Here is a 19,799-nt window from a genome sequence, read left to right on the forward strand (position 1 = left end):
TTAACCTTGTGAGATTAAGCGCTTAACCTTTATCGTGAAAGGAAGATGGTCATGAGTACGATTCGACTAACGATGGCACAAGCGCTGCTGCGTTTTCTGGACCAACAGTACGTGTCTGTGGATGGACAAGAGACCAAGTTTGTACGTGGTGTCATGGGGATTTTCGGTCATGGCAATGTGACAGGACTTGGAGAAGCCTTGGAACGGAGCGCAGGCGACCTTACTTATATACAAGGCAAGAATGAACAAGGGATGGTCCATGCCGCGGCGGCTTACGCCAAACAGCAAAACCGTCGGCAAATCTATGCCTGCACGACATCGATTGGACCCGGTGCTCTGAATATGGTGACCGCCGCGGCAACAGCGACAGTCAACCGGATTCCGGTGCTGCTGCTGCCAGGAGACAATTTTGCCTCAAGACAGCCGGATCCAGTGCTTCAACAACTTGAGGTAGTGGGTGATTATACCGTGTCGGCTACCGATCCTTTCAAATCAGTCAGTAAATATTGGGACCGGATTGTTCGCCCAGAGCAGTTGATGAGCGCGGCTATTCAGGCGATGCGAGTCTTGACTGACCCTGCAGAAACAGGAGCAGTTACCTTAGCGTTACCCCAAGATGTTCAGGCAGAGGCGTACGATTATCCGGAAGCCTTTTTCGATAAGAAAGTCCACTATCTAGATAGACGTCCACCAGCAAGAGAAGCAGTGAATCGCGCTGTGGCCTGCATGGCAGGCAAACAGCGTCCGTTGATTATTGCAGGTGGCGGAGTCCTTTATGCCGATGCGACGAAAGAGTTAATGGCATTTGCAGCTGCTTTTGGGATTCCTGTAGCAGAAACGCAAGCAGGTAAAAGCTCGTTGCCTTGGAACCACCCGCTGAATGTTGGCGCTATCGGTGTTACGGGCGCGCTCGCAGCGAATGTGCTGGCGAAGCAAGCAGACCTGATTATCGGCGTAGGGACGCGGTATTCTGATTTTACAACAGCATCTAAATCGGCTTTTGCAAATCCGAAGGTGCAGTTTATTAATATAAATGTCAGTGGGTTTGATTCCTCGAAATTGAGCGGGATCGGCATTACGGCTGATGCGAAGGAAGCGTTAAGTGCACTGAAAGATGCTTTGACGGCGCAGCGTTATGTTAGCGGTTACGAGAACGGTTACATAGGTTCTTTGAAGGCGGAGTGGGATGGCGAGGTTGACCGTTTGTACAATGCGGAATGCGAAGAAGGCTTTGCCCAAACTCGTGCGCTTGGGGTCATTAATCAAACGATTGATCCTTCAGCTGTTATTGTTTGCGCAGCGGGGAGCTTGCCGGGGGATTTACACCGCTTATGGCGTTCATCGGAGCCTAAAACCTATCATATGGAGTATGGTTTCTCTTGCATGGGTTATGAAGTTAGCGGTGCTTTCGGGGCAGCGTTGGCTGAGCCGAATCGCGAGGTCTATGCCGTGGTTGGTGATGGAAGTTATTTGATGCTTCACTCTGAGATGGTTACAAGCCTTCAAGAGGGCCGGAAATTCACTGTACTGCTGTTCGATAATCATGGCTTCCAATGCATCCATAATCTGCAAAGGGGTCACGGCAGCGACGGTTTCGGGAATGAGTTTCGATATCGTGAAGCCGCTACGGGCAAGTTGACAGGCGGATATATGCCGATCGATTTCGCAGAGCATGCTCGCAGTTTAGGCGCGAAGGCGTACAAAGCAAATACACCTGAAGAACTAAAGGAAGCGCTGCTTAAAGCGAAGGAAGAAACCGTCACAACGCTGATCGAAATTCCTGTTGTTCCGGGAACCAACACACAGGGTTATGAATCCTGGTGGCAAGTAGGTGTACCAGAGGTTTCCGAGAGCGAGAAAGTGGTTGCAGCGCACGAAGAGATGAAGAAAAACATCCAAGCGGCGAGACCCATTTAACGATAAGGGGAGGGAACAGATCTATGAAAGACCTGCCATTTAAGCTAGGTATTCATCCCATTAATTGGGTGGGAGAAGACGTCAAAGAACATGGCGCGGATACCACATATGAACAAATTTTAGATGATATTCAAGCGTTGGGGCTGAAAGGTACCGAGATGGGCCGCAAATATCCGACCGATATTGCGGTGTTGAAGCAGGAACTGGATAAGCGGGGGATAGGCCTCGTGTCACAGTGGAAATCCGTGCTATTCTCTGATCCTGCTTACAGGGACGAGGAATTGAAAGCCTACAGGAAGCATGCCGAGTTTCTCAAAGAAATGGGCAGTACGGTCATCAGTACAGCGGAAGTTGGGGGCTCGCTCCACTTCGACCCGCGCCGCTCCCCGAACGAGAAGGAAGTTCTTCGTCTGGATGAAGCCGGCTGGCAAAGCTTAGCCGAAGGACTGAACCTTGCGGGAGCCATCGCGCAGGAGTACGGCCTGAAGCTGACGTATCACCACCATGGCGGAACGGTTGTTGAAAGTCCGGAGGAAATCGATAAGCTGATGGAACTCACGGATCCTTCTCTGGTGCACCTGCTTTTTGATACCGGTCATGCCTATTATGGCGGGGCGGACCCGCTCACTGTGCTGCGCAAGCATGAGAAGCGGATTGCTTATATTCACTTGAAGGATATCCGGCAAGCCGTGTTAGATGAAGCGCGCGCCGAACAGGTGGACTTCGTGACTTGTATCCGCAAAGGGGTGTTTACCGTTCCCGGTGATGGCTGTATCGACTTTGCGCCTATTTTTGAGGAGCTGCTGACACAAGGATATGCAGGGTGGGCGATGTTGGAGGGCGAGCAGGATCCGGCTGCACACAACCCTTATGAATACGCGAAGCAAGCACTCCACTATATAGAATCCCTTATTCCACCAGAAAGAAGGTAACGATCCTATGACCTATGTTTCCTTTCCGCAGTCGAAGCCGCTGGATTTTGTAGCCATTGGCAGACTATGCATAGATTTGAATGCGAATGAAATTAATCGTCCCATGGAAGAGACCATGACTTTTACCAAATATGTCGGGGGTTCACCCGCTAACATTACGATTGGCATGGCCAGATTGGGCATGAAAACGGCCTTTATTGGCAAAATCGCCAACGATCAAATGGGACGTTTCATCACTGATTATTTAGAGCGGAACAACATCGAAACCACGAATGTCGTGACAGATCATACCGGCGCGGTTACTGGACTAGCTTTTACAGAAATCAAAAGCCCAACAGAATGCAGCATCCTTATGTATCGTGACAATGTGGCTGACCTGCTGCTAACACCGGCCGAAGTGCAAGAATCACTGATTGCTGAAGCGAAGGTATTGCTGATCTCTGGTACAGCCCTTGCGCAAAGCCCGTCCCGCGAAGCTGTCTTTCAGGCGCTGGAATACGCGAAGAAGCATGGGGCTGTCATCATTTTTGATCTGGATTACCGCCCATACACATGGACGACTCCGGAAGAAACGGCTGTCTACTACAATCTGGCTGCCGAGAAATGTGACATCATTCTGGGTACCCGTGAAGAATTCGATATGATGGAACGTTTTGAGAACAACCCTGAGAAAAATGACCGTATCACGGCTGCGAAATGGTTCGATTACTCGGCCAAGATTGTCATTATCAAACATGGCAAAGAAGGTTCAATCGCTTATACGCCTGATGGTGTTGGTCATCGTGCCAAGAGCTTCCCGGCTAAGGTGATCAAAACTTTTGGTGCCGGCGATTCTTATGCGGCTGGCTTTATTTATGGCATCATGCAAGGTTGGACAATTGAGAAAAGTATGGAATACGGCAGTGCCGCAGCTTGTATCGTGATTTCGAGTCACAGCTGCTCGGATGCGATGCCGACGACGGATCAAGTAAATGACTATATCGAGCGCTGCAACCGCGGTGAAATTACAGCATCTTAATGAATTCGAACTACTAAAGGAGAGTCCACATATGACAACAACTTTGAAAAACTGGATCGGCGGCGAATGGATCGCTTCAACATCCACACAAACAGAACCGGTTTATAACCCTGCAACAGAAGAGATTCTTGCACATCTTCCAATTTCTACGAAAGATGATGTGGATCATGCGGTTCGTACGGCACAAGAAGCTTTCCAAACTTGGAGCCGCACACCTGTACCACGCAGGGCTCGCGTATTGTTCAAATACCAACAGCTGCTGGTTGAGCATTGGGATGAGCTGGCGCGGATCGTTACGCAAGAAAACGGCAAAAGCTACAATGAAGCTTACGGAGAAGTGCTTCGCGGCATCGAGTGCGTAGAATTCGCTGCTGGGGCTCCATCGTTAATGATGGGCAAACAGCTTCCGGATATCGCGTCCAATCTTGAATCTGGTATGTACCGTTATCCGATCGGTGTAATCGGTGGTATCACACCGTTCAACTTCCCCATGATGGTGCCTTGCTGGATGTTCCCACTTGCGATTGCCTGCGGTAATACTTTCGTGCTGAAGCCATCTGAGCGCACACCTCATCTTGCCAACCGCTTGGCTGAGCTGTTCCACGAAGCGGGGTTACCGGCTGGTGTGCTCAATATCGTTCATGGTGCGCATGACGTGGTCAACGGCCTGCTTGAACATAAAGAAGTTAAAGCTATTTCGTTCGTTGGCTCCCAGCCCGTTGCCGAATATGTTTACAAAACAGCTTCTGCCCATGGCAAACGCGTTCAAGCTCTTGCAGGCGCTAAAAACCACTCGATCGTAATGCCAGATGCTGATTTGGATATTGCTGTGAAAGAAATCGTCAATGCAGCCTTCGGTTCTGCGGGCGAGCGTTGCATGGCTTGTTCCGTCGTGGTGGCCGTTGGAGAAGTGGGCGATACGCTTGTAAGCAAGCTGCTTGAAGCTGCTGATCGGATTACGATTGGTAATGGATTGGAAGAAGGCATTTTCTTAGGGCCTGTTATTCGCGGTCAGCATAAAGAAAGAACGTTAAAATATATTGAAATCGGCGAAAACGAAGGAGCGCTTCTGGTCCGCGATGGACGTAAGGACGCTGCTTCTGAGGGGCAAGGATATTTCGTGGGACCTACGATCTTTGACCAAGTTGAGTGCGGGATGAAAATTTGGGAAGACGAGATTTTTGCACCTGTTCTCTCCATCGTTCGAGTGGCTACTCTTGAGGAAGCGATCGAGCTTTCCAATCGCTCCGATTTTGCCAACGGCGCATGTCTCTTTACGAAGGATGGCAGCAATGTACGCCAATTCCGTGAAAATATCGATGCCGGTATGCTCGGCGTGAACCTTGGTGTTCCTGCACCAATGGCTTTCTTCCCTTTCTCTGGCTGGAAAAAATCGTTCTATGGCGATTTACATGCGAATGGGACGGACGGCGTGGAGTTCTATACGCGTAAGAAAATGGTCACTGCTCGCTGGTAACAGCGGGTTCGGGGAGAGGTGAACTTCATGGTGTCAATGAAAGAGATGCTGCAGCAGGCTTTGGCAGGAAAATATGCGGTCGGGCAGTTTAATTTGAACAACCTAGAATTTACGCAAGCGATTCTACAGGCTGCTCAGCAAGAACAAGCGCCTGTCATTCTCGGCGTAAGTGAAGCTTATATCCCGTATATGGGCGGACTGAACTGTATTGTAGGCATGGTGAAATCGCTGATTGAGCATTATGGGATAACCGTCCCAGTAGCTCTTCATTTAGACCACGGAACCAGCTACGACCTATGTATCCGTGCGATTCATGCCGGATTTACCTCTGTCATGATTGATGCTTCTCATCATTCGCTTGAGCACAATATTGAGGTCACTCGTCAGGTGACACAAGCCGCGCATGTGCTGGGTGTATCGGTGGAGTCGGAACTGGGCCGGATTACCGGACGTGAGGATGACTTAGTCGTAGACGAAGCTGAAGGCATGTACGCTGTTGCCGAGGACTGCGTTCGTTTAGTAAGGGAGACGGGGATCGATTGCTTAGCTCCTGCCCTTGGGTCTGTTCACGGACCTTATCGAGGACAGCCAAAGCTCGGTTTCGATCGAATGGCTGAAATTAGAACACTGACAGGACTGCCGCTTGTGCTTCATGGCGGAAGCGGTCTGCCAGATGAAGAGATCCGTCAAGCAATCGCTTGCGGTACAGCCAAAATCAACGTGAATACGGATAATCAAATCGCTTGTACAGCCGCTATCCGTTCGTTCTTGAATGAGCATCCGGAGGCATACGATCCAAGAAACTATTTAGTGCCGGCACGGGAAGCGATCATCGCGTCCGTTAGAGCTAAAATTCAATTATTCGGTTCAACAGGCAAAGCGGGAGGAAACATAGGATGAAAAAAATTAAAATCGGCATTATTGGTGCCGGCCGAATTGGTAAAATCCACGCAGACAATTTGCTGCGTATACCTGGGGTTGAAATTATTGCGGTGAGTGATTTATTCGCCGGTCCTGAGTTAGAGGCATGGGCTGCTGCACGTCAGATTAAGACAGTTACCAAAGACAGCCATGAGCTTATTGATAACCCTGACATCGATGCCATCTTTATTTGCTCATCTACGGATACGCATGTCCCGCTCATTCAACTGGCGGCACTGGCGGGTAAACATATTTTCTGCGAGAAACCAATCAGCATGGATATCACGCAAACCGAAGCGGCTATTGCAGCGGTTAATCAGGCAGGTGTGAAGCTGCAAATCGGCTTCAATCGCAGATTTGACCACAACTTCAAGCGGGTTCGCGAGGTTGTTCAAGGAGGAACAATTGGCGATCCGCATATCGTGAAAATCACGTCCCGTGATCCGAATCCACCACACCCTGATTACATCAAGGTGTCGGGCGGTATTTTCATGGACATGATGATCCATGACTTCGACATGGCTCGCTATGTTGCGGGCAGCGAGGTTGAGGAAGTGTATGCGCAGGGCAATGTGCTCATTAACCCGGTTTTCGCCGAGCACGGCGATGTCGATACCGCAATCGTAACGCTGAAGTTCCAGAACGGTGCTCTTGGTGTCATCGATAACAGCCGTCAAGCGGTATACGGCTATGACCAACGGGTTGAGGTATTTGGCTCCAAAGGCAGTGTAGCGGTTGCCAACGATCACCCTAACACGGCTGTAATTAGTACGGCGGAAGCTATTGTTAGCGAAAAGCCGCTGCATTTCTTCCTGGAACGCTATCAGGCTGCCTATATGGAAGAAACACAAATTTTCATAGATTGCTTGTTGAATGATAAGCCTGTACCTGTGAGTGGCAACGACGGTATGCAGGCCGAGCGGATTGCCTTAGCCGCTAAGCTGTCCTCCCGTTTGGGCCGACCGGTGAAAGTGAGCGAGGCGTTAGATTTGCTTAAACAGACCTCGGTATCTCAGTAGGGGAGGGAGACGTTAACATGAACAGGTCCAAACTGATCGTAACGCCGGCCTCTTCGCCGAATGAGGAAGGCAGCCTTTTGACAGTGACTCCGGAGTCAGCAGGATGGAAGTATGTTGGTTTCGAAGTTATTCAGCTTGCGGAGGGGCAATCTGTAAGCCGCGAGACAGCCGGGCTGGAAGTTTGTCTGGTTTTGCTCACTGGTAAAGCCGATGTGGTTACCAAGCAAGCTGAGTGGAAAAATATTGGGCAGCGGATGAGCGTATTTGAGAAAATCCCGCCATATTCCGTCTATGTACCAAATGATGATCGCTACGAAGTCACCGCACTGACAGCGGTGGAGCTTGCTATTTGCTCCGCTCCTGGCGCTGGCAACCATCAGGCACGTCTGATTGCGCCTGATCAGGTGGGAGTAGAGACTCGTGGTTATGGCAATATAGAGCGCCAAATCCATAACATACTGCCGGAGCAGGAGCCAGCGGATAGCTTGCTCGTGGTTGAAGTCTTCACACCGAATGGGCACTGGTCGAGCTACCCGCCTCACAAGCATGATCGCGATGCGCTTCCGGACGAATCGTTTCTGGAAGAAACGTATTATTATCGCGTCGATCCGGGGCATGGCTTTGCGGTTCAACGTGTGTACACGGACGACAGGTCGCTCGATGAGACGCTGATTGTTAAGAATGGCGAAACCGTGCTCGTTCCGCGCGGCTATCACCCTGTTTCGGCGCCTCCTGGCTATGATGTGTATTATCTGAATGTTATGGCGGGACCAACGCGAACATGGAAGTTTCATAATGATCCGGAGCACGCCTGGATTATGACGAAGCCCCGCGAAGCGTAAGCCGGTTTGCAAGTTCCCGTCAGCCCCTTCATAATGGAAGAAAAAAAGTATCCTTCAAGAAAAATGGGGTAGTAGGATGAAGGCAACCATCTATGATGTGGCAAGAGAGGCCGGTGTGTCCATTGCGGCGGTCTCGCAGGTCATGAACGGCAAAGGAAAAATAAGCGAAGAACGACGCGGTGAAATCATAAAAATTATGGAGCGGCTCAATTACCAGCCTAGCGTTATCGCGTCAGCGCTAACTGGTAAAAAGACCTATACATTAGGTCTGCTTGTGCCCGATATTTCCAATCCCTTTTTTGCGGAAATTGCTCGAGCTGTAGAGGACCAAGGCCATCATATGGGCTATAGCCTGGTCATTTGCAGCAGCGATAATAAAGATGAACGGGTGGAGCGATATCTGAATTTGCTCCAGCAAAAAAGCGTGGATGCCATGATCATTGGTACGGGGATGGACAATAAAGATATGCTGACTCCATTGATGGAGAGAGCGATCCCCATAGCTATGATTGCGAGGGAAATGCCTGATCTCGACGTTCATACGGTCGTCGTGGATGACTTTGTCGGAGGGGCGTTGTCTGCAACGCATCTACTCGATTTGGGTCATCGCCGTATGGCCATTCTGGCTGAGCATTCGAAAGTAAGCAGCAGCCGGGAGAGGGTGCGCGGCTTCAAGAGCAAGCTGGAAGAAGCAGGGGTTCAGCTGCCGGAAAACAGTGTACGCAACTGCCACTACGTTGTAGCGGATGGGAAGCGTGAAGCGCTTGAACTGTTGGATCAATCGAACCCTGATCGGCCGACCGCGCTGTTTTGTTGTAACGATTTGCTGGCTATTGGCGCGCTTCAGGCGGCCAAACAGCTTGGCCTACGCGTGCCAGAGGAGCTGTCCGTGATCGGTTTCGATAACACGATTCTGGCTTCAGTCACAGACCCGCCGCTTACAACTGTCGCTCAGCCGATTGAGCCGATGGGGAAAATGGTCGTGGATTTGCTAATCCAGGAATTGAAGAAAGAAGCGAAAGCCAAGCAGCGTGTTGTGATGCCTCCAGAGCTGATTGTTAGGCAATCAACTGCGGCTCCAACGGTTTGTGATTAATATAATGTAGCTTATTAGGCTGCTTCCCTTTGTGGGGGGCGGCTTTTTTTGTTGGGTTAGGGGAGAGGGAGCCTTTGTCGCTGACCACCATGCCGAAAGCAGTTGTGATTCAAAGCACCCCAAAAAAACTAAAGATTTTAATTTTTTTGGGGTTGACATCAAAAGGTTGATCGGATATATTAATTACATACCAACCGAATGTATGAAAGGAAAAGGCGAATGGCAAGAAATAAATATCCGGAAGAAACAATCAACCAAATCCTAACCGTGGCTCTTAACCTGTTCATTCAAAAAGGATACGAGCAGACCTCCGTTCAGGATATCATCAATGAGCTGGGCGGGCTGACAAAAGGAGCTATTTACCATCACTTCAAGTCGAAGGAAGAGATCTTACAGGCCGTCATCGGGCATATGTTCAAAGGCGTTGATGAGATGCTGTCCGGCGTCCGGGACGACAATGGGCTGAACGGCCTGGAGAAGCTCCGCAAGATTTCCCGCGTCTCTCTCGACAATCCCGCCCAAAACGAAATGGCATCGGCGGCGCCGAACCTCTTACGCAATCCGAAGATTCTGGCGGCACAGATCGAGAACATCTTCGAAAAAGCCATACCCGTCTATATCCTGCCCATCATCGAACAGGGTGTGCGAGACGGCTCAATCCGAACCGACTATCCAAGAGAGCTTAGCGAAGTGTTGCTGATTCTCACCAACCTGTGGCTAAACCCGGCGGTTATCCAAGCATCGCCCGAGGCGATGCTCCGCAAGGTAAGGTTTTTCCATGAAATATTGAAAGGCCTGGGGCTTGAGCTGTTCGATGAGCAGATGTTTCAACGATACGAGGAACTGTTTCGTTTGTCAGCTAGAGAAGTCAGCATAGATAACTAAACTGCCGAAAGGCAGCTTATTTTTAGAACTATTCATACCATCGGTTGGTATGAATAGTTGATCCAAGTTCAAAACGTGTGTTAGAAAACTTATTCTAAGGAGATGTGAATGTTATGAATCAAAAATTGACAATGAACTCCCAATCGATGGAACGGCAAGTAGTGACAAACTTTAGCGCAAGCAACCTGACGAAAAGCGATTTTGCAGGCGTTACAGCCCATAAAGGACAGTTTAAAGGCAGCGCGCTGCACGGTTCCGACTTTTCTGGCGCAGATTTGACCGGCAGTACGTTCAAAAGCAGCGATGTACGCGAAGCCAATTTTGACGGAGCGAATCTGACGAACTGCAACCTGTCCGCGCTTGACCTGACAAATGCAAGCTTCAATAAGACGATCCTTGTACAAACCAATATCAGCAAGTCTAAGCTTGACGGAGTCAAATTCAAAGGAGTAAGAGTGACCGACGTCACGCTAACGATGACCGATCTTAGAAATACGAGTTTTGAAGGTTGTTTATTTGATGGGGTTGACTTCAATAACTCCGATCTAAGCGGGAAGCGTTTCGACGGACAGACGTTTATCGGCGTCAAGTTTGAGAAGGCTGCATTAACCGACGTTTCGTTCAAGGGCGCTACATTAAAAAATGTTTCTTTCCAGTCAGGGTTTATTTTGAGTAAAAAGTACTATCGTATGATCAAAACCATCTGCTTTGACGGCGCAACGATGGATAAACTGACCTTTGCTCTGCTCAAAGGCATGGATGCCGATTTGTCAAAAGTTACAGTCATTTAAGTGAGCTTGTCGAGCATAAGAATTGTTTGAGTGTTTCAGATCCTTCTACAGTGAAAGAACAAAAGCGGATTCTTTAATAGAACCGCGGTTAATAAAAGAAAGGTGGAGAAAACATGCTGGCTTTGTTTAAAAATCGCGCCGTAGCATCGATCTTGAGCTCCAATGTACTGCTCCAGCTCGGCATTTGGGTCCGAAATTTTGCCATCCTGCTTTACGTAACCGAAATCACCAATAACGACCCGCTGTACGTATCTCTCATCTCGATAGTCGAATTCGCTCCGATCTTCCTCTTTTCGATCATTGGAGGTACGTTCGCGGACAGATGGCGTCCCAAGCGGACGATGGTCATTTCAGATTTGCTTTCAGCGTTATCCGTCGGTGCCGTGCTGTTGGCGTTCATATGGGGAGACTGGAAGGCGATTTTTTTGGCAACGCTCGTCTCGTCCATCTTGTCGCAGTTTTCGCAGCCGTCGGCCATGAAGCTGTTCAAGCAGCATGTTTCCGAAGAGCAGCTTCAAAGTGTTATGGCGATGTTCCAATCGCTTGTGGCGATCTTTATGGTGCTCGGTCCGATCATCGGAACGTTCGTCTATCAACGTTTCGGCATTGAAATTTCGATCGGAGTCATGGGTACGATGTTTCTGCTGTCTGCATTGGTGCTTACTTTTCTTCCTAAGGACAAAGAAAAAGAAGCATCGTCCGGCAGTAAGCATTTCATGCGCGAGTTGGCGGACGGTTTCCGGTACGTTTGGGCTAGCAAAGTGCTCAAGGCATTGATCGGCACCTTTATCATGGCCGGTCTGGCTTTTGGCTTGACACAGCCGCTAAACATCTTTGTCGCCATCGAAAATTTAGGAAAGTCGAAAGAGTTTCTGCAGTGGATGCTCATGGCGAACGGAGCGGCGATGCTCGTCGGCGGCGGAGTGGTCATGGTGATCGCCAAGAAGGTTTCCCCGCAAAAGCTGCTGGCGATCGGAATGTTCGGCAGCATGATCACTACGATCGGAATCGGATTGTCGGAAAACGTGATTGTTACAATGGCGCTTATGGTTTTGGGCGGCTTCTTATACCCCTGCATTCAAACCGGTATCAATACGCTCTTTTTGCAGAATACGGAAGAAGCGTTTGTCGGACGCGTAAACGGTGTAATGCTGCCGATGTTTATGGGCTTTATGGTCATCGGTTTATCGCTGTCGGGAATCTTGATGAAAGGGATCTCGCTTCCCGGCGTATTCACGGCAAGCGGAATATTGTTCTTGGTCGGTTCGCTGTTTCTCGTGCCTTTATTTAAACTCGGCCGGAAGGAAACGAAGACCGTAAGAGAAGCTCCAATCAAAGGAGGTTTGTGAAGAGGAAAACGCCACCGGGAGAGAATTGATACTTTAAAACAATAGGACTGATAAAAAAGTAAAGTGAGGGATACGAAATGGAAAAGATGATGGGACAAAGAAACAGAGGCTTCTCCGAAATAGGACTACGCAAAATGAGCGACGTGCTGTCACGGCATGTCGAGTCCGGGAAGATTCCTGGGCTCGTCGCCCTGGTCAGCCGGAACGGTGAGACGCATGCCCTTGCGCTAGGTACAATGCGCCCAGAAGGTGGCGCGCCAATGCGCCGGGATACGATCTTCCGGATGGCGTCCACTTCCAAGATGGTTGGGGCAGCGGCGGTAATGGTCCTGCTCGACGATTGTAAGATTCATCTGGATGACCCTGTAGACACATGGCTGCCCGAACTCGCCAACCGGCAAGTGTTGAAACGGGCCGACGGACCGCTGGATGAAACTGTACCGGCGCGTCGTCCGGTCACCGTACGGGATCTGTTGTCCTCCACATTCGGGCTCGGCGTAGATCTGACTTTGATGGGCTCCCCAGTCCAAAACGCGATCTTCGAGAATGGACTATTCGACATGCCAGGGATGGAGTTGCCTGACCCCGACGAGTGGATGCGCCGCCTTGGCACAATCCCGCTGAGCTACCAGCCCGGAGAACGGTGGCAATACCACGTCAGCAATGAAGTGCTCGGCGTGCTCGTTGCTAGGGTCACAGGTCAGACGTTCGAGACGTTCCTGCGTGAACGCATCCTCGATCCACTGGGGATGAAGGACACTGGCTTCTACGTGCCCGAGAGTAAGATTGACCGGTTGCCGCCAGCCTTCAACCCCGATCCGCAGACCGGAGAGTTCAACGTATGGGACGAAGCTGTAGGCGGACGTTACAGCAAGCCTCCAGTGTTCCAAGCAGGCGGCGGGGGGCTGCTCTCAACAGTCGATGATTATCACGCGTTCTTACAGATGCTATTGAACCAAGGGATGCATGGTACCGAACGGATCCTGTCCCGGCCCGCTGTCAAGCTGATGACCACCAACTGCCTCACACCCGAGCAACAAGTTTTCCGAGATGACCTGGCCAAAAATAACGTCCACTTGTCGCACGGCCAAGGGATACAAGGCGGCTGGGGCTTCGGGATGGCGGTGCGCACTTACCTCGGCGACTACGCGTCCATCGGCCAGTTCGGCTGGGACGGCGGAACCGGCACCTCGGCGTACGCCGACCCGGACAAACAGCTTACCGGAATCCTGCTCACCCAGGTTGGGATGTCCACTCCGGATGCGATGCGGGTTATCCAAGACTTCTGGACCACGGTCTACCAGTCAATCGAAGACTAACACCGATGGTTCTTTACTAACGGGGAAATTTAATAAAACAGTAGCAGTTCAGGACTTTATTTTCTCGTCTTTGGCTGCTACTTTTCTTATTTATGGGCATGGGGTACCGCCACGGGAAGTGGCAAGCTTACCCCTATTTGGCATGCGTGGTGGATTTTCTCGCCTATTGTTGCACGAAATACAACATTACACGGATAAGCAAGCTGATGTTCAAACCCACGCACCCAAGGAAGGTAGATGTAGCCTTTCTGTATTACCAGGCAATCGGATATATCTACTTGGCTGCCACTTCCGTGCAATAACCGCCGTTCCAGCAGACAGAGTCACAGATATCATCGCTCAGTTCCCAAACAAACTTCTGATCCTTTATTAAAAAAATATATTTAAATTAGATATACTATATTGTAATATATATTTAAAAAGATATATCATTATGGATGTGGCACTTATAAAATGACTAAGGGAGTGGGCACAACGATGACGAGTGTTTTTTCGTTAGACAGCACTACGGTCCAGAGAATCGAAGATAAAATGCGATTCAAACGGGCAGTGGCGAAAGCCAGGGAGAAAGAGCTTTTCGACATTTTTGAGAAGCCGATGAAGGAAGAAGAATTGTGGGCTCTTAAATTTTTATATGTGTACATGCCGCTGAACGATTTGGCGGATTATGAGGGATGTCTCTTTCTAAGCCATGTGCGAACTACGCTTGAAATTCGTGAAGATGTGGAATGGGGAAGACGTGTACCCGATCACGAGTTTCTTCATTTTGTGCTTCCATATCGAGTCAACAATGAAAACATCGAGGATAGCCGGGGATGGTTCTTCGGACAATTAGTTGATCGGGTCAAGAACCTTTCGATGGAACAGGCTATTTTGGAAATCAATCACTGGTGCCATGAGAAAGCGACTTATGTCGGGTGCGATCCGCGAACGGTTTCCCCGCTGACGATGGTCCGCAATACGCTGGGAAGGTGCGGAGAACAGTCGACTCTATTGGTGGCGGCACTAAGGAGTTTGTGTATTCCTGCTCGTCAGTGTTATACACCGCGATGGGCGCATTGCGATTCGAATCATGCTTGGGTGGAGGCGTGGGCCGACGGGAAATGGCATTTTCTTGGTGCGTGCGAGCCGGAGCCTCGGCTGAATGAGGGGTGGTTTCGAGGGCCGGCTAAGCGGGCGATGCTCGTCAACACTCGCGTTGCAGCCAACTATCCAGGTCCGGAGGAGCTTACTTTAGCACATCCTTGGTACTCTGAAATCAATTTGTTGAGACCTTACGCCCCAAGTAAAAAGATTACGATCAGGGTCAGGGACGAGAAGGGAAACCCGGTGCCCGGTGCTACTGTCATTTTCCAAGTGTACAACTTTGCTGATTTCTCTCCTATTGCTACCATACCGTCAGACGAGCGAGGGGAAGCTTTCTTAACCGCAGGCTTTGGTGATTTGTTGATTCATTCGGTCTCAGGTCATCTTTGGGGGATGAAAAAAATTAGTGTGCAGGATGCCGATGTGTTCGTGATTCAATTGTCCGATAATCTGCCGCAGGATGGGATCAGTGTTTTCGACATGGTCCCCCCGCAGGAGCTGCCGGATGCAGCGGAAGACGCTATCACCGATGCCGAAAAACAAGAGAACAACCGTCGTATTCAGGAGGGCGCGAGCATCAGGAAAAAATATGAAGCTTCCTTCGTAGATGCCCTTCAGGCAGATGAATTGGCGAAAAAGTTGTCTTTACCCGCGAGCAGGGTCAGGGACATATTGGAGAAGGCGCGTGGTAATAGTCACGAAATCGCTGCTTTTTTGCAAGAATATACGCCGAAATACGGCGAATGGACTTTGAAACTGCTAGAGAGTTTGAACGTTAAAGATTTGACGGATACCTTAGGGTCAACGCTTGCCGATCATCTTGTCCAGTCCGCTGCTTATCATGATAAATGGGATGAAGAGACGTTTATGCGTTACATCCTTTGTCCAAGAGTTCATTTTGAGATGATAAGGCCTTATAGGAAATTTTTTCAGGAACAATTCACAGATTTGGAGCAACGAAGTTTTCGAGAGGATCCCGTCAAGTTGGTTGATTGGCTTTCGGAGCACTTTGAGATTGTGGAAGATCTGAATTATTATCAGGGAATGGCGACACCCATAGGGAGCTTCCGCTTGCAAAAAGGCGACCGTTTGAGTCGCGACATTCTTTTCGTAGCGCTGGCACGAAGCTTAGGGATCCCTTCGCGTCTTGAACCAAGTGAACGGAGTCCTCAATTTCTAGATGGTGAGACGTGGAAGGACGTTGTATTTAAGCAGCAGGGCGACCATAAACCGATGGACTTGTCAGATAACAAGGAAATAGGGAGCATCAAGTTCATGGCAAATGCTGCAGCCGATAATGATTTGGAATATTTCCGGAACTTTTCTTTGGCGCGCTTTGAAAATGGCCAGTACAAGACGCTTCAATTCACCGCTGGCAAAAAGGACTTCTATGAGGAGCCGCTTGTTGTGAAGTCCGGCAATTACCGGTTAACGACAGGTACGCGATTGCCGGATGGGACGGCTAGGGTCCAATTCGCGATGTTTACTGTTTTACCAGATAGAACTACGGAAGTTATGCCTGCTTTTACGAAGGAATCCGTTCAAGCACCTGTTTTGGGAGCGGTTAATTCCGAAATGTCTCTTTCTTTTTTCAATGGTAAAGGAGCTGCGCTAGGGGAATTAGCCGAAGGTCGCGGTCTACTCATGGCATGGATCGATCCGGATAGGGAACCTACGAAGCATTTGATCAGGGAGCTCCGAGAGCTTTCTAAGGAGTATGACGAATGGGGTGGCTCTATTTGTCTGGTTGTAGAGGATGATAAAGTGACTGCTGCGTTTCAGCCGAACGCTTACGAAGGCATGCCTGCTGAAACAGATTTTGCAAAAGACGTCTCCGGCAAAGGCCTGCAATCCGTATTGTCTGGTATTCAGACGGAGACGGAGCTTCAATCCAATCTTCCGCTTGTTTTTGTGGTGGACCGCGAGTGCCGCATCCGATATCTGTCTGCCGGTTATAAGCTGGGTATCGGTAAAGAGGCGCTGCAAGTTGTAAGGCAGTTGGATGAAGTGTCTGTTTGGGCCCAATAAGCACGCTTGATAATTTGGTATATTTAATTTACAATGTTGGTATAGATTTTTATATCAAATTGTCTAAGAGATGCCTGGACGACTGGAAGTGATGTGTTGGAATTGGATAGTAAACCGCTTTATATGAAGATTTTGAGCGATTTGAAAGAAAAGATTAGATCCGGGGAGTATGTGCCTGAGCAGCAGCTTCCGACCGAAGTAGAGCTTGCGATGTCGTACGGCGTCAGCCGGATTACATCCAAACGCGCCTTGATCGAGCTGGAGCGGGAAGGCATGATATATCGCAAACGCGGCAGCGGAAGCTACGTGAAATATCCGGAAGATGCCGTCGATACGGGTATCCCAAACACAGCGCACCCCATCATCGCTATGATATTGCCTTATATGGCTACAAGTGAGCTTGATTATATCAAGGGAGCCCACGATTATTTGGACTCTAAAGGCTATTATTTGAGCATACACAACAGCAATTGGAAAAAGGAAAAAGAAAAAGAGATACTTGCCAAGGTGCCGAAAAGCGGCCTGAGCGGAATCATCTTGTATCCAATTAGCACGATCAGCAACATCGATGTGATTAATGCACTCTATTGGAACGATTATCCGATTGTGACGATCGATCAATATTTCGATAGCTTGCCTATCAGCAGTGTCGTATCCGACAATTTTGAAGGCGGGTATTTAACTGCCAAAAGATTGATTGAACTTGGGCACGAACGAATCGCTTTTGTCTCCAGTGTAAGCATTGAATACCGCAGTTCTGTAAGAGACAGGTACCTCGGTTATTGCAAAGCGCTAAAAGACCATAAGATGCCGATCGATTCCGAGCTCGTGCTGACGGATTTCTATCGTGAGTTGAACGGGGCAAATGCGAAAGGATTTTACCAATCGTTGATTGCAAAATTGAGGCAGATGAAGGTTACTGCTCTTCAAGTTGAGCATGATCATCTTGCTGTCGATCTGCTCAAAAGCGCTTTGGAAATGGGAATTGGCGTTCCGGAGCAGCTATCCATAGCGGGCTTTGACGACCATGAAATAGCCAGGCATGTTGAAGTTCCCTTATCTTCGGTTGGCCAAGATTATTACTCGATTGGGCGCCAGGCGGCGGAAATCATCATTCGGAGGATAGAGAACGCGGATACCGAGCAATACAAAATTAAGACTCCGGTGCGATGGGTAGAACGCGAATCTACTGGGCCACGTCCGAATCCTTATACGACTGATCTGCCAGCCGTTCAACTATAAACAACGAACCTTCCCGGGTGTTAGGCATGCCTACGGGAAGGTTTTATATTTACACGAAAGAATTTTTGGGGCTTAGGTGAAGCTGCTTTGCATCAACCTATATTAACGTCCTCAATCAAGGATAGGGTAAGCCTTTTATTGTGCACAGGATAAATTGAGTATAACTAAAGTTATTTATTTTTACAAAAGATATATTAACTATTTACAAAGATAGGTCATTTCGCTATAATCTTATTAAAGAACGAGGTTAAAGATATATCTAATTGTGTCGATTCTTCTGAATAAGGTGAATGAAACATCCATACTATTTTAGTTGGCATACATAACTCGGGTGTTACACAATGGGATTCAACTTGTTCTTGTAAAGAGATTGTTTTGTAAGCGTTTTAATTTTTTCAAATCCAAAGGATAGTGAGGGGTTCGAATGAAAGCGTTTAAATTACTTGCAGTTCCAGTAGCTCTTACGATGGTCGCGGGTGTAGTTGGTTGTTCGCAAGGCACGGTTAACAAGACTTCGCCGACCCCACAGTCAACTGCACAAGCAGCAGCGACGCCGCAGCAAAGTGCGAAACCGGAAGAAAAGAAAGTTGATTTGAAAGGTCAAAGCATAAAAATTGGTGCCTGGTATGACGGAGCCGACCCAAGAACAGCGAAAGAGAAAGGCCCAGCCGAAGAAGCACAAATCAAATTAATTGAAGCTGCTGAGAAGAAATATAACTGTAAAATCGAGTTTGTTAAATTCGGGGATTACGACAAATACGTTGAGAATTTCACGACCACTTCGCTTTCTGGACAGCCGTTCGCGGATATCGTGCGACTGGAATTGTTCTGGTCGTTCCCGCAGCTTGTGAACAAGGGATTTGTTCAGCCTATCGATCAATGGATCAAGGTATCTGATCCGAAATATATCGATTGGATGAGAGCAGGCGGCAGCTACAAGGGCCAACAATACGGGTTGGTTGATTCCGCACCGTCCCCGTACGGTATCTTCTATAATAAAACGTTGGTGCAGAAGCTAGGTCTGGAAGATCCGTACGAACTGCAGCAAAAAGGCCAATGGACGTGGGAGAAGTTCCGCGAGTTCTCCAAGAAAGCGACGCAGGACACGAATGGTGACGGTAAAACGGACGTATGGGGCATCACAGGCGCTTATGGCAAAGTGAAAGCTTTCACGGAGCAATTGGTATATACGAATAAAGGATCTGTAGATAAAGATGCGAGCGGGGCCATCAAGTTCTCATTGAACAGTGAAAACGCCATGCAAGCGCTGCAATACGCATCTGATCTGTTCAACGTGGACAAATCAATCGAACAGCCGATTCCAGAAGATGCCAGCAAAGAGTTTGTAGCCGGCAAAGGCGTTATGTACGCGGGCTTCAGCTGGGAACTAGGTGGTTTGAAGGATAACATGAAGGGTCAAGAACTCGGTTATGTTTTCTTCCCGAAAGGTCCGAAAGCCGACAAATATGTGTCTTATACGCCATTCGGCAACATGTGGATGGTCTCCAAGTATTCGAAAAATGCGGAAGTTGCCCTGCATATTATGGACGAAATCAGCTTGAACGAAGAAGGCAGAAAGCTTTCCGAGCAATCTTGGCAGCAGTCCTACCCGAACAAAGAGTCCATGGATACACGTAAGCAAATGTCAAACAACATTAATTACATTTCTTACTATGGAATTCCTGATGGAGAAAAATTGTTCGAAGGCATTGTGAAAGACATCACAGAAGGTAAAGTATCTCCGGCAACGGCGGTAGACAAAGTGAAACCGCAATTCGAAGCCAAGATCAGTAAACTGCTCGAGGATAGCAAATAAACACGCATGATGCCATGCCCCTAATTCCATGCAAGCAGGGATTAGGGGCAAAGCTTAGAAA

At 48.9% G+C, this 19,799-nt stretch carries 15 protein-coding genes; all 15 read left to right on the top strand.

Translation table 11 applies throughout. The features are described from left to right. Positions 1-51: 51 nt before the first annotated feature. The 15 genes from iolD to NYR53_RS02130 all read left to right on the top strand — a co-directional run bounded on the left by iolD (position 52) and on the right by NYR53_RS02130 (position 19,738). The gene (iolD, locus tag NYR53_RS02060; protein WP_261303710.1) at positions 52-1,917 is read left to right on the top strand and encodes a 3D-(3,5/4)-trihydroxycyclohexane-1,2-dione acylhydrolase (decyclizing); all 1,866 of its coding nucleotides are present in this window, start codon (positions 52-54) and stop codon (positions 1,915-1,917) included. 23 nt (positions 1,918-1,940) lie between these two features. Then, on the top strand, positions 1,941-2,849 hold the full coding sequence (gene iolE, locus NYR53_RS02065; protein WP_261303711.1) for a myo-inosose-2 dehydratase: 909 nt from the start codon (positions 1,941-1,943) through the stop codon (positions 2,847-2,849). A gap of 7 nt (positions 2,850-2,856) precedes the next feature. Beyond that, positions 2,857-3,867, top strand: coding sequence for a 5-dehydro-2-deoxygluconokinase (gene iolC, locus NYR53_RS02070; RefSeq protein WP_261303712.1), 1,011 nt, complete (start codon positions 2,857-2,859; stop codon positions 3,865-3,867). A 31-nt stretch (positions 3,868-3,898) separates the two neighbouring features. After that, positions 3,899-5,344, top strand: a complete 1,446-nt coding sequence (locus NYR53_RS02075) for a CoA-acylating methylmalonate-semialdehyde dehydrogenase (protein WP_261303713.1) — start codon at positions 3,899-3,901, stop codon at positions 5,342-5,344. A gap of 27 nt (positions 5,345-5,371) precedes the next feature. Further along, positions 5,372-6,244: a class II fructose-1,6-bisphosphate aldolase gene (gene fba / locus NYR53_RS02080; RefSeq protein ID WP_261303714.1), complete on the top strand. Its 873-nt coding sequence runs from the start codon at positions 5,372-5,374 to the stop codon at positions 6,242-6,244. Further along, a complete protein-coding gene (iolG, locus tag NYR53_RS02085) occupies positions 6,241-7,284 on the top strand; it encodes an inositol 2-dehydrogenase (RefSeq protein ID WP_261303715.1) in 1,044 nt (347 codons plus the stop codon). The genes fba and iolG overlap by 4 nt, the downstream gene beginning before the upstream one ends. Before the next feature lie 17 nt (positions 7,285-7,301). Further along, positions 7,302-8,126: a 5-deoxy-glucuronate isomerase gene (iolB, locus tag NYR53_RS02090; RefSeq protein ID WP_261303716.1), complete on the top strand. Its 825-nt coding sequence runs from the start codon at positions 7,302-7,304 to the stop codon at positions 8,124-8,126. 76 nt (positions 8,127-8,202) lie between these two features. Further along, positions 8,203-9,222: a LacI family DNA-binding transcriptional regulator gene (locus NYR53_RS02095; protein WP_261303717.1), complete on the top strand. Its 1,020-nt coding sequence runs from the start codon at positions 8,203-8,205 to the stop codon at positions 9,220-9,222. Between the two features lie 219 nt (positions 9,223-9,441). Then, on the top strand, positions 9,442-10,107 hold the full coding sequence (locus tag NYR53_RS02100; protein ID WP_261303718.1) for a TetR/AcrR family transcriptional regulator: 666 nt from the start codon (positions 9,442-9,444) through the stop codon (positions 10,105-10,107). A gap of 113 nt (positions 10,108-10,220) precedes the next feature. Then, positions 10,221-10,898: a pentapeptide repeat-containing protein gene (locus NYR53_RS02105; protein ID WP_261303719.1), complete on the top strand. Its 678-nt coding sequence runs from the start codon at positions 10,221-10,223 to the stop codon at positions 10,896-10,898. A 122-nt stretch (positions 10,899-11,020) separates the two neighbouring features. Further along, positions 11,021-12,247 (top strand): MFS transporter, encoded by a 1,227-nt coding sequence (locus tag NYR53_RS02110; RefSeq protein ID WP_261306243.1) that lies wholly within the window; start codon positions 11,021-11,023, stop codon positions 12,245-12,247. Between the two features lie 89 nt (positions 12,248-12,336). Then, positions 12,337-13,566: a serine hydrolase domain-containing protein gene (locus tag NYR53_RS02115; RefSeq protein WP_261306244.1), complete on the top strand. Its 1,230-nt coding sequence runs from the start codon at positions 12,337-12,339 to the stop codon at positions 13,564-13,566. 477 nt (positions 13,567-14,043) lie between these two features. Then, a complete protein-coding gene (locus NYR53_RS02120) occupies positions 14,044-16,680 on the top strand; it encodes a transglutaminase domain-containing protein (protein WP_261303720.1) in 2,637 nt (878 codons plus the stop codon). 123 nt (positions 16,681-16,803) lie between these two features. After that, a complete protein-coding gene (locus NYR53_RS02125) occupies positions 16,804-17,922 on the top strand; it encodes a GntR family transcriptional regulator (RefSeq protein ID WP_261303721.1) in 1,119 nt (372 codons plus the stop codon). A gap of 424 nt (positions 17,923-18,346) precedes the next feature. Next, positions 18,347-19,738, top strand: coding sequence for an ABC transporter substrate-binding protein (locus NYR53_RS02130; protein WP_261303722.1), 1,392 nt, complete (start codon positions 18,347-18,349; stop codon positions 19,736-19,738). Positions 19,739-19,799: the final 61 nt, after the last annotated feature.

The organism is Paenibacillus andongensis, assembly GCF_025369935.1.
Lineage (GTDB): Bacteria > Bacillota > Bacilli > Paenibacillales > NBRC-103111 > Paenibacillus_E > Paenibacillus_E andongensis.

Bases quoted from the DNA above. Each gene is read 5' to 3' on its own strand.
- iolD (WP_261303710.1), top strand. From the start codon at position 52: ATGAGTACGATTCGACTAACGATGGCACAAGCGCTGCTGCGTTTTCTG.
- iolG (WP_261303715.1), top strand. From the start codon at position 6,241: ATGAAAAAAATTAAAATCGGCATTATTGGTGCCGGCCGAATTGGTAAA.
- NYR53_RS02075 (WP_261303713.1), top strand. From the start codon at position 3,899: ATGACAACAACTTTGAAAAACTGGATCGGCGGCGAATGGATCGCTTCA.
- iolC (WP_261303712.1), top strand. From the start codon at position 2,857: ATGACCTATGTTTCCTTTCCGCAGTCGAAGCCGCTGGATTTTGTAGCC.
- fba (WP_261303714.1), top strand. From the start codon at position 5,372: ATGGTGTCAATGAAAGAGATGCTGCAGCAGGCTTTGGCAGGAAAATAT.
- NYR53_RS02100 (WP_261303718.1), top strand. From the start codon at position 9,442: ATGGCAAGAAATAAATATCCGGAAGAAACAATCAACCAAATCCTAACC.
- iolE (WP_261303711.1), top strand. From the start codon at position 1,941: ATGAAAGACCTGCCATTTAAGCTAGGTATTCATCCCATTAATTGGGTG.
- NYR53_RS02130 (WP_261303722.1), top strand. From the start codon at position 18,347: ATGAAAGCGTTTAAATTACTTGCAGTTCCAGTAGCTCTTACGATGGTC.
- NYR53_RS02105 (WP_261303719.1), top strand. From the start codon at position 10,221: ATGAATCAAAAATTGACAATGAACTCCCAATCGATGGAACGGCAAGTA.
- NYR53_RS02115 (WP_261306244.1), top strand. From the start codon at position 12,337: ATGGGACAAAGAAACAGAGGCTTCTCCGAAATAGGACTACGCAAAATG.
- NYR53_RS02095 (WP_261303717.1), top strand. From the start codon at position 8,203: ATGAAGGCAACCATCTATGATGTGGCAAGAGAGGCCGGTGTGTCCATT.
- NYR53_RS02125 (WP_261303721.1), top strand. From the start codon at position 16,804: ATGAAGATTTTGAGCGATTTGAAAGAAAAGATTAGATCCGGGGAGTAT.
- iolB (WP_261303716.1), top strand. From the start codon at position 7,302: ATGAACAGGTCCAAACTGATCGTAACGCCGGCCTCTTCGCCGAATGAG.
- NYR53_RS02120 (WP_261303720.1), top strand. From the start codon at position 14,044: ATGACGAGTGTTTTTTCGTTAGACAGCACTACGGTCCAGAGAATCGAA.